The organism is Streptomyces sp. NPDC060184, assembly GCF_042728795.1.
Taxonomy (GTDB): Bacteria; Actinomycetota; Actinomycetes; order Streptomycetales; family Streptomycetaceae; genus Streptomyces.
In genome coordinates this window covers 94,856-106,025 of sequence record NZ_JBHWYX010000008.1, presented here as the reverse complement: position 1 = coordinate 106,025, position 11,170 = coordinate 94,856, and the positions used below count along the sequence as shown (strand labels likewise).

At 74.9% G+C, this 11,170-nt stretch carries 5 protein-coding genes; all 5 read left to right on the top strand.

Annotated elements, in window-relative coordinates:
* The first annotated feature begins 137 nt into the window (after positions 1–137).
* The 5 genes from ACFWEE_RS07920 (at position 138) to ACFWEE_RS07900 (ending at position 11,170) form a co-directional block, all read left to right on the top strand.
* On the top strand, positions 138–938 hold the full coding sequence (locus ACFWEE_RS07920; protein WP_386887383.1) for a hypothetical protein: 801 nt from the start codon (positions 138–140) through the stop codon (positions 936–938).
* 447 nt (positions 939–1,385) lie between these two features.
* The gene (eccCa, locus tag ACFWEE_RS07915; RefSeq protein WP_386887382.1) at positions 1,386–5,345 is read left to right on the top strand and encodes a type VII secretion protein EccCa; all 3,960 of its coding nucleotides are present in this window, start codon (positions 1,386–1,388) and stop codon (positions 5,343–5,345) included.
* A 55-nt stretch (positions 5,346–5,400) separates the two neighbouring features.
* Positions 5,401–6,819 carry a type VII secretion integral membrane protein EccD gene (gene eccD / locus ACFWEE_RS07910; protein WP_386887380.1) on the top strand — a complete coding sequence of 473 codons (1,419 nt, stop codon included), beginning with the start codon at positions 5,401–5,403 and terminating at the stop codon, positions 6,817–6,819.
* A gap of 9 nt (positions 6,820–6,828) precedes the next feature.
* Positions 6,829–8,229 (top strand): type VII secretion protein EccB, encoded by a 1,401-nt coding sequence (eccB, locus tag ACFWEE_RS07905; protein WP_386887379.1) that lies wholly within the window; start codon positions 6,829–6,831, stop codon positions 8,227–8,229.
* A gap of 1 nt (position 8,230) precedes the next feature.
* Entirely contained in the window at positions 8,231–11,170 is a 2,940-nt protein-coding gene (locus ACFWEE_RS07900; protein WP_386887377.1) for a hypothetical protein, read from the top strand.

Here is an 11,170-nt window from a genome sequence, read left to right as displayed (position 1 = left end):
TCCCGTCCGCGCGGGCACGGTGCGGATGTACGGCGGTGCGCGCGGAGCCGTTCTCCTACGATCACGCCCGGGTCCCCGGTCACCCACGGCCGGTCGTCCACGGCCGTCCGCGCTCCCCGACCGAGAGAGGCTCGCACGTGGCACAGCAGGAGACGGACACCGGGCGCACCTCCCGGACCTTCCGGAATCCGGCGGGCGAGGAGGAGCGCGCCCGCGGCGTCCACCTCGCCCGGCATCTGCTGACGGGTGCCGTGGGGCTCTGCCTCCTGGTGCTGGTGACACCGTCGCTGTTGCTGGACGACTCCGACCGCCCGGGTCGCCCCGAAGCGGCCCGGACCGCCCCCACCGAGGACCGCGCGCCGATGGACCCCGGCCCTCCGGGCGACACCGGCGCGACACCCCCACCCCCCTCCCGGCCCGGACCGTCCCCCAGCACCCCGCCCGTCTCCGGCCCACCGGACGTCACCCCTCCCGCACCGAGCGCGCCCGAACCCGTCGCGGAGGCGTCCCCGGTGCGCCCGGCGGACGACCGGCCCGCCGCCGAGACCCCCGCCGCAGGATCCGGCCGGAGCGGCGCCCCCACCGCGACGCGGCGTGGGACGGATGGTGTGGTGCGTGGCACCAGCGTCCTGGAACCAGGACAGAACTGGTCCACCCCTCTGGTCGTCCTCGCCTTCCAGGGCGACGGGAACCTGGTGCTCTACGACCGGGTGGGCCGCCCGCTGTGGGCGTCCGGGACCGTGGGACAGGGCGCCAGGACGGTCTTCCAGGCCGACGGAAACCTGGTCGTCTACACGCGGGACATGCGGACCGCCTGGTCCTCGCGGACCGACGGCCACGAAGGCGCCGAACTGGTGCTGGGAGACGACGGCACCCTCCTCGTCCGCCAGGGCGGTACCCGGCTGTGGGCGGCGGACACCACCGCCCGGCATCCGTGACCGCGACCGCCGTACGCACCCCGACCGGAGGCCGTGCGCTCCCGCCCCGACCGCACGCCGCACCAAGCCACCCGAGCCGACCCCGTGGCGCACCGCACCACCCCACCCCACCCGAGCCGACCCCCGTGGCGCACCGCACCGCACCACCCGACCCGGCCGAGGGGCGGCACATCACGCCACCGGGCCGGGAGTTCGGGCAGTACCCGTGCCCGACCAGGCAGGACGCCCTTCGCCCGCTGGCCGCCCCGGTTCCGCCTTCCTATGTTGTCCCTACCTGGGGTCGTGCCCGCCGGACCCGCCGCGCGGACGGCACCCGGCACCGCACCCCACGGCGTCGCCGGACCACCCGGGCGCAACCACCGACCGCACCGGGTCCTCGCCCGCTGATTTGACGCGCATCGTTCAGACACGACACAGACGCCTGCCACCGGGCTGGAGATGGACCAGATGAACACCGTGGTTGTGAAACGCCCACCGCGCGTGTCGGGGCCCGAAGTGCCGGAGGACCGCATCGAACTGGCCGAGCCGCCCGTGCTCGGCGAACCCGCCGCGGCCGACCTCGGATCCGTCATGGTCGTCCTGCCGATGGGTATCGGCTTCGGTGCGATGGCGCTGATGTTCACCGTCGGCGGCTCCACTTCGACGTACATGATGTCCGGGATGATGGGCGTCGGCATGATCTCCATGGGCATGGGGCAGATCGGCCGCGCCGGGCTCGACCGCAAGCGGCGGATGCGCGCCGAACGCCGCGACTACCTGCGCTATCTCGCCCAGCTCCGGGTCCGGGCCCGAGCTGCCGCACGGGACCAACTGGGAGCGGCCGTCCGGGAGAACCCCCCGCCCGACCGGCTGTGGTCCTTCGTGCGCTCACCGCGGGTGTGGGAGCGCCGGGCGGCCCACGACGACTTCGCGAAGGTACGCATCGGGCTCGGCACCCGCCGCGCCGCCCTCGAACTCGTCCCTCCGGAGACCAAGCCGGTCGAGGACCTCGACCCGCTCGCCGCGATCTCGCTGCGCCGGTTCACCGCCGCCTTCCAGACCGTGCGGGGCATGCCGTTCCCGGTCGGCCTGCGCAGCTTCAGCAGTGTGGAGTGGGCCGGTGACGTCGAGGACGCGCTCGACTCGGTGCGCGCCGTGCTGGGGCAGCTCGTCGCCCTCCACTCGCCCGACGAGCTGCGAGTGGCCGTGCTGACCGACGAAGCGGGCCGGGAGGAGTGGGAGTGGGTGAAGTGGCTGCCCCACAACGCCCACCCGCGCGAGCGTGACGAGGCCGGCCCGTTGCGGCTCGTCGCCACCGACCACGCGGAGTTCACCGACCTCCTCGGCCCGGACGTCTTCGACCGGCCCGACCACGACCCGCAGGCCACCCCCAGCGCCGCCGAACCCTTCCTGGTCGTCGTCGCCCACCGCACCGCCATCCCCCCGGGCTCCCGGCTGCTCGGCGCCGGTCTGCGCAACACGGTCCTGCTCGACGTCACCGGCGCCATGCACGGCGGCAGCGGCGTCCTGCGGCTGACCACGGAGAACGGCCGGGTCTCCTTCCCCGTCGCGGACTCCACCGCCGAGGCCGACGCCGACGTGCTGAGCCGTACCGAGGCCGAGAACCTGGCCCGGCTGCTGGCCCCGATGCGTACCAGCGGCACCATCGACCTGACCGACAACCCCTTCGAGTCCGACTTCGGACTCACCACCCTGCTCGGCATCCGCGACCCGCGCACCTACGACGTGGCCGCCCACTGGCGCCGCCGCCTGGACCAGAGCACCCGGCTGCGGGTGCCCATCGGCGTCACCGAGGACGGAGAGGTCGTCGAACTCGACCTCAAGGAGTCCGCCCAGACCGGCATGGGACCGCACGGGCTGCTCATCGGCGCCACCGGCTCCGGCAAGAGCGAACTGCTGCGCACCCTCGTGATCGGGCTCGCCGTCACCCACTCCTCCGAGGTCCTCAACTTCGTGCTGGTGGACTTCAAGGGCGGTGCCACCTTCATGAACATGGAGCGGCTGCCCCACACCTCCGCGGTGATCACCAACCTCGCCGACGAACTGCCGCTGGTCGACCGCATGCAGGACTCCATCGACGGCGAACTCATCCGCCGTCAGGAGCTGTTGCGTGCGAGCGGCCACGCCTCCCTGTACGAGTACGAGAAGGCCCGGCTGGGCGGCGCCCCGCTTGCCCCGCTGCCCTCGCTGCTCGTCATCGTCGACGAGTTTTCCGAACTGCTCGCCGGAAAACCCGAGTTCACCGATCTCTTCGTGACCATCGGTCGGGTCGGCCGCAGTCTCGGCGTCCATCTCCTGCTCGCCTCCCAGCGGCTGGACGAAGGGCGCATCCACCGCGTCGAAGGACACCTCTCGTACCGGATCGCCCTGCGCACCTTCTCCTCCATGGAGTCGCGCAGCGTGATCGGGGTGGCCGGGGCCTACGAGCTGCCGTCCGTACCGGGCAACGGCTTCCTGCGGGTGGACACCACCAACCTGGTGCGGTTCAAGGCCGCCTACGTCTCCGGGCCCTGCCCCCAGAGCCCCACCGGCGAGGACACCGAACGGCCGGACCCGACGGCGGCCGGGGAGATCGTGCCGTTCGGCCTCGACCAGCGGCCCGCCGCCGCGCTGCCGCCCGACGAAGAGGAAGAGGCCGCCGTTCGGCCCCCCTCCGAACCCGACCGGCCGGCCGAGAGCGACGAGACCCTGCTGGACGTCCTCATCGAGCGGCTGGCGGAAGCCGGCCCCTCGGCCCGGCAGGTCTGGCTCCCGCCGCTCGCCGACCCGCCCAGCCTCGACCAACTCCTGCCCGGCATCGTCCCCGACCCCGTCCGCGGCATGACCGCCGCCGAGCCTTCGCTCCTGGGCCGCCTGCGCGTACCGCTCGGCATGGTCGACCGGCCCCACGAGCAGGTACGCGAACTGCTGGTGGCCGACCTCTCGGGCGCCGGCGGGCACGTCGGCGTGGCCGGCGCGCCGCAGACCGGCAAGTCCGCGCTGCTGCGCACCCTGATGATGGCGCTCGCCCTCACCCACACCCCGGAAGAGGTCCAGTTCTACTGCCTGGACTTCGGCGGCGGCGGCCTGGTCTCGATCGCCGGGCTCCCGCACGCCGGCTCCGTCGCCACCCGTCTGGAGCGCGACAAGGTACTGCGCACCGTCGAGGAGATCACCCAGCTCCTGGAGCGCCGCGAGCAGACCTTCACCACCCGCGGCGTGGAATCCATGGCCGCCTACCGGCACCTGCGCCGCACCGGCGAGATCGACGACCCCTACGGCGACGTCTTCCTCGTGGTCGACGGGTGGGGGACGCTGCGCCAGGACTACGACGAACTCGACGACCGCATCACGACGCTCGCGGCGCGCGGCCTGTCGTTCGGCATCCACCTGGTGGTCTCCGCCGTGCGCTGGTCGGAGATCCGGCCCCGGCTGCGCGACCTGCTCGGCACCCGGCTCGAACTGCGGCTCGGCGACCCGATGGAGTCCGAGCTCGGCGCCCGCCAGGCCGCGGGCGTCCCGCAGCACCCCGGTCGCGGGCTCACCAGCTCCGGGCACCACTTCCTGTCGGCCCTGCCCCGCCTGGACAGCTCCTGCGCCACGGACGACCTCACCGCGGCCACCAAGGTCGCCGCCGCGGAGATCGGAACCTTCTGGACCGGCCGCACCGCACCCGGCGTCCGGCTGCTGCCCAGCAGGCTGCCCGTCGGCAGGCTGCCCGCCGCCGAGGGAGACCTGCGGGTCAGCATCGGCTGGGACGAACAGCGCCTGCGGCCGGTGTGGCACGACTTCTCCGCCACCTCCCACCTGATGGTCTTCGGCGACGGCGAGACCGGCAAGACCAACCTGCTGCGCCTGATGGCCCGCGCCATCACCTCACGGTTCCGCCCGGAGGAGGCCCGTATCCTCCTCGGCGACCCCGACCGGGGACTCCTGTCGGCGGTCCCCGAGGAGTACCGCGTCGGTTACGCCGTCGACAGTCAGGGTCTGAAGGAACTCGCCGCCAGCACCGTGGTGTCGATGAGCAAACGGCTGCCCGGCAGCGACGTCACCCCGGAACAACTGGCCCGGCGGGACTGGTGGCAGGGGCCGCGGCTCTTCCTCCTCCTCGACGACTACGACATGTTCGTCAGCAGCTCCCTCGACAGCCCCACCGCACCCCTGGTGCCCCTGCTCGCCCAGGGCGCCAACATCGGGATGCACCTGGTCCTCGCCCGGTCCACCAGCGGCGCGATGCGCGCCATGATGGACCCGCTGCTGCGCAGGCTGTGGGAGCTGGGCAACCCGGCGCTGCTGCTCTCCTACCCGAAGGAGGAGGGCAAGTTCATCGGCGAGGCCAAGCCCCGCACCCTCGTCCCAGGCCGCGCCCAACTGGTCACCCGGCGCGGTGTCCGGCTCGTCCAGACCGGTCTGGTGGACCAGGAGTGACCGGGGCGGCGCCCCCTTCGACCCCCGCAGCCCGGCCGTCCCACACAGGAGCGCCATGAGCACCACCTCCGGCATCATGTCCGACCCCGACTCCACCACCGTCTGCCGGATCACTGTCGACGGACCCGGGCGCAGCGCCGACCTCGGCGTCCCGTTCACCGTCACGGTCGGCGCCCTGCTGCCCGTCCTGGTCGACCGGCTCCGCGCGGACGACGACCCCGACGACGCCGGATACGTGCTGCAACGCCTGGGCGGCGAGCCGCTCGACCCGGCCGCCACGGCCGGGTCGCTCGGTCTGCGCGACGGCGAGACCCTGTCCCTGCGCCGCGCCGACGACGTCCTCCCGCCGATGTTCTTCGACGACCTGGCGGACGGGGTGGCGGCGGTCGTCGGCGCGCGGCCCGACCGCTGGCGGCCCGAGCTGACGCGGCGTCTGTTCGTCGGACTCGGCTGTCTGACCCTGGCGGTGCTCGCCGCGTTCGTGCTCTCCGCGTCCGCGCTCCCCGCCGGCTCGGGCCGGGAGGTCACCGTCGAGTGCGGCGTGATCGCCGTGCTCCTGCTGGCGGGCTGCGCGGTCGTCAGCCGGTCCTCGGCGGCCGACCCCGCGACCGTCCTGGTCACCGGAGTGGCCGGCTGGGTCTTCGCCGCCCTCGCCGGATGCGCGCCCCGGGGAGACGGGCGGGTGCTGTCCTTGCCCGGCCGGCACGAACTGCTGCTCGGCGGGGCCTGCGCCGTCGCCGCGTCACTCGTCCTGTTCTTCGCCGGACGGGTGCCGGTCAAGGTCTTCGGAGCCCTGCTCGTCGCCGCGCTCGGCGCCGAGATCGGCTCCTGCCTCTCGATCAGCCTCGACTGGGACGCCACCACCTCCGCCACGGTGGTCGCGGTCACGATGTTCGTGCTCAGCGCGATCGCCCCGCGCGTCGTCCTCCGCCTGGCCGGACTGCGCGTACCCCAACTGCCGCGCAACGCGGACGAACTGCAGGAGGACGTCGAGCCGCGCTCCCGGCAGGACGTCGAACGACGGGTCGCCGCCGCCGACACCTGTCTCACCCTCTTCACCGTCGGAGCCTCGGTGGTCTACGCGGTGGACCTGGTCCTGCTGACCCGCCGCGACACCTGGTTCGAGTGGCTGCTCGCCCTCGCCCTGGCCGGCGCCGTGGCCCTGCGGTCCCGGGGCGTCACCGAGACCGGGCAGCGGGTGGCGCTCGCGCTGGCAGGCACACTGGGGCTGACCCTGGCCGTGATCCGGCTCCTCGACGACGGCGGCACCGCGGCGCGTGCGAGCCGCGGGGTCATCCTGCTGGCCGCCGCCGCGCTGCTGCTCCTGGCCGCCCGACGGCTGCCCTCCGTACGTCTGTTGCCGATCTGGGGCCACACCGCCGACATCCTGGAGATGGTCACCGCGATCGCCCTGGTGCCCCTGCTGCTGCAGCACCTCCACGTCTACTGGTACTTCCGGTCCCTGGCCGGCTGAGAGGAACCCGTGCAAAGCCGCCGCGACCACGTCCACGCGTACCAGTTCGCCACCGGCCGGCTGGCCGCCGCCCTGGTGACCGGAGAGCCGGCGACCGGCGAGCCACCGGCCCGGCGCAGCGTCGTCGGTACGGTCATCGGGACGGTCCTCGCCCTGCTCGCCTGCGCCGGGTTCGCCGTCTACGGGCTGATCGAACCGGGCGGGAACACCGCCTGGGCCCAGCCGAACGCCATCGTCGTGGAGAAGGAGACCGGCACCCGCTTCCTCTACCTGGACGGCGTCCTGCACCCGGTGGCGAACTACGCCTCCGCGCTGCTCGGCGCGTCCGGCTCCCGGGCCGGAACCGACGTGCGGACCGTCTCCCGCAACTCCCTGGGCGATACGCCGCGCGGGAACGAGGTCGGGATCCCCGGGGCGCCGGACTCCGTACCCTCCGGCCCGGCACTGCTCACGGGCGCCTGGTCCCGGTGCCTGACCCCCGGCCGGTCCGGCGGCGAGGCACTCGACTTCGCCCCCTCCGACGCCACCGCCCCCACCCGCGCCGCGACCGGCCACCGCATCCTGCTGAACGACGGGGACGGCACCGCGTACCTGCTCTGGAACGGCACCCGGTACGCGCTCGGCGGCCGTTCCGCGCTGGTGGCGATGGAGCTCGACGGCCAGGACCCGCTCACCGTCCCGGACTCCTGGCTGCCGGCCCTGCCCTCGGGCCCCGTGCTCGACGCCGCCCCGGTCCCCGACCGCGGCGAGCCGGGCCCCCGCATCGGTGGCCGGGCCACCACGGTCGGCCAGGTCTTCACCACCGGCGCCGACGGCACCGGCCCCGCCCAGTACTACGTCCTGCGCGGCGACGGACTGGCCCCGGTGAACCGCACCGAATACCAGCTGATGGCCACCGGATCGGGGCAGGGCTCGCCCCGCCGGGTGAGCCGCGCCGACGTCGCCGCCGCCCCCGGCTCCCTGGACCGCACGCTGCTGCACCGGCTGCCCGACTTCCTCTCCGGCCCCGTCGCCCGGCCCGGCGAGGAGACCGTCTGCCTGCGCCAACGGGCCGCGGGAGAAACGGTGCACACCACGGTGACCTGGGAGCGGACACTCCCCGCCGGGGCGGGACCGGTCCATGTACCGGTCGGAACAGGGCTGCTGGTGCGGGATCCGGCCGCCTCGGCCCGGACCGCCACGCCCCCGACCTACCTCGTGACCGACCTGGGCCTGAAGTACCCGACGGCGGACACGGCCACCCTGTCCGCCCTCGGGTACGGCACCGGCCAGGCACGCCCCGTCCCCCGAGCCGTACTCGACCTGCTGCCCACCGGTCCCACGCTCTCCCGCGCGGCTGCCCTCGCCGCCGTGACCACGCGCCCGGCGCCCACCGCTTCCCCTTCACCCGCCGCCTCGAAGGGCCCCTGAGATGGCGCTCGGCCTGAAGAACCGGCGGACCGGGGAGGCACCGGAACTGGACAGCCACCGGACCGGCCACGTCCTGCTGGTGCACGCCCGGGGCGCCCTGGACGAGCGGGCACTCGCCTTCGCCGGCGGACTGCCCGAAGACCCCGGACACCACCTCGTGGTCCTGGACCTGCCGGCCGGCTTCACCGACGCCGGCTGGCCCCGCCTCGCCCGCCTCCTCGCCCGGCGCGCCGGCGACTACCGGCTCGTCTTCGGCCGCCGCCCGACCGGCGGTGTGCTGCCCCTCGGGCAGTGGCTGGCCGACCGGCTCGACCGCACGGTGCTGGTCGCCGACGGCGCGGTGACCCCGGCGGCCGGAGGCGTCCTCTACGTCCCCGTCGACAGCGGCTCCGGCTGGGTACGGCTCCGACCGAACCGGCCCGGCCGACCGGAGTCCCGCCGCTTCCCCAAACCCGTCTGGGAGTTCTCCGTCGCCGACCAGCCCTGGCACACCAGCGACCACGCGGTGGCCGACCCGCTGGCGAGCGGAGTGTGGCTGCACCCGGTGGAACCGGAGACCCGGATCCCCGCCCACCGCGCCCGGCTCGAAGCCCGACTGGCGTGCGGGCGCGACCTGCTCACCGTCGTCCTGGGCTGCCCCGGAACACCTGCGCTGGGGCTCGACGACGTCTCCCGCTTCTGGGCGTCGGTGCTGCCCGGCGCCCGCCCCCAGGTGCGGTTCTTCCCGTACGGGCCGCTCGCCGCGCCGGGGGAGGGCCCGCCCGGCCAGGCACTGGCCGACCGCCTCGACTCCCCGGTGGTGCTCTACAACGGCATGCCGGTCGGGCGCGCCCTCTGGGAGACCCCGCAGGTCCACACCGTCGACACGGACGGCACACTCGGCTTCGCCGCCTTCGCGAAGGAACTGCGCTACCTCCCGGCACGGATGACCGGAGGACAGCCGGCCGCACCCGCCGTGCTCAGCCACCGCCCGGTGGTGGACGGCATCCCGCAGATCGCCCCCGGCGTCTACCGCTACGCCCCCGACGCGGTCCTGGAAGTGATACCCGGCGGTCTGTGGATGCGCCCCCCGGAGGAGCCGGCGGAGGCCACCGCCGTCCGCTCGGCCCCCGCCGACCCCCGGCACTTCCACCTCGTCCACGGCACGATGGCACGGGCTGGTACACGCATGCGGGAACTCGCGGAGAACCTGCTCGACCGGATGGACCCGGTGACCCGGGGGCTCGCCCGGCTGATGCCGGCGAACCGGATGGTCCAGGAGAGCAGCCCGCTCCGGCTGCCCACGGCACTCGCCGCCGCCCCACCCCCGGAGACCCGGGCGCAGCCGCTCGCGCCGTCGGCGCCCCCGGTCGTCTCCGAGTCGCCCGTGGCGTCGGATTCCCCGGTCGTCTTCGAGTCGCCGGTGACGTCGGAGTCCTACAGCGCGGCGGAGTTGTACGCGACCGCCGTGCCGACCGCCGTCCCGGGCCCCCGGACACGCGTGACAGGCGTGGTCGTCCCCGCCCCGGCAGCTCCGCCGGAGGGAGCCGCGCCCGCCCCGCCCGTGACCGGGGCCCCGGCCACGGCAGGTCCCGCCGCCCCTGTGCCGGAGACCGCCGCCGCCCCTGCGCCCGGGAGCGCCGCCGCCCCTCCGGCCGGGCTCCTCCCCGCTCCCGTTCCCGCTTCCGTACCGGCGCCGCAGGCAGCGGCGCCCGGCGCGCTGTGGGAGATGACGGCAGCCGCCGCCGAGGAGGCCCCGGCGCCGGAGACGCGTGCCCCGGACGCCTTTCCCCCGGCAGGCACGGCGGCCGAGCCGGCAGTTCGCCCCGCCACCCCGGACCCCTCGGACCCCTCGAACTCCTCGGTCCCTCCGGACGCCGCGCATGCGCCGGACACCCCGGCACCACCGTCCGGCGGTCCGCCTCCGGCCCCGTTCCTGCCGTCGCTGAGGCTGGTCTCCGCGCCCGGCGGCGCACCGGCCCCCGTACCGGCGAGCCCGCCCGGCGCCGCCGCCGAGCGCACCGCCGGACCCCCCGGCCCCCAGCCGCCCCCTCCCGCACCGGAGCCGGAAAGGACACCGCCGTCCCCCGCCCCCGCCGGTCGCGCGGTGGCGGACCCGACCGGCCGGCCGCGTCCGCAACCGGTGCCGGCGCCGGCCGCCTGCGCGCTGCCGCCCGCCAAGGGCATCGCCCGGGAACGCGCGTGGCTGCGCGGAGCCTTCCGGCAGCAGTACGACGACGTCGGCGGCGCGGTCGCCCGGGTCCTGTCCCAGTCGCCCGGCCTGCGGGGCACCGACCGGACCTCTACCGAGGACGTCCTCACCGACCTGGTGGCGGCCCGGCTCTACCTGCGCGGCGACGGAGCCCTGCTCGACGACGCCGTCCGCGGCGCCACCGTGGGGCCGCACGTGCCCCTGGCCCGCTGCGTCACCTCGGGCCTGCGCCGACTGCCCTCCTACCGGGGCGCCACCCTGATGCGCGCCGCCCTGAGCGAGGCCGAGTGGGCCTGGTACGCGGGGCGCCGGCTGGTCACCGAATGGGGCTTCGGCTGGGCCCTGACCTCCGCCGCCCCCGGACTGCCGGGCGACACCGACGTGCTGGTCTGGTCGACGACCGCGCGCCGCACCGCGCTGCTCGACCCGGAACCCGCGGACCGGGTGCTCTTCCTCCCCGGCACCGGTTTCAAAGTCCTGGCCACCCGGGACGGAGAGCGCCGCACCGTACTGCTGCGGGAACTCTCCGCCTCCGAGATCGACGCCGAGGGCAGGGTCGACGTCGGACGGACCCCCCTGGACGAGATCGCCCTGTCCGGACTCGACCTGGCCGGCCGGACCTGGCGGGCCGCCGAACCGGAAGCCGTGCCGGCCCTGCCCGACGCGGTCCGGGGCAGGTTCGGGGTCCCCCCGGGGCTGATCGTCGGCTCCGGTCCCGCCGCCCCGAAACCACTCCCGGAAAGAGGATGA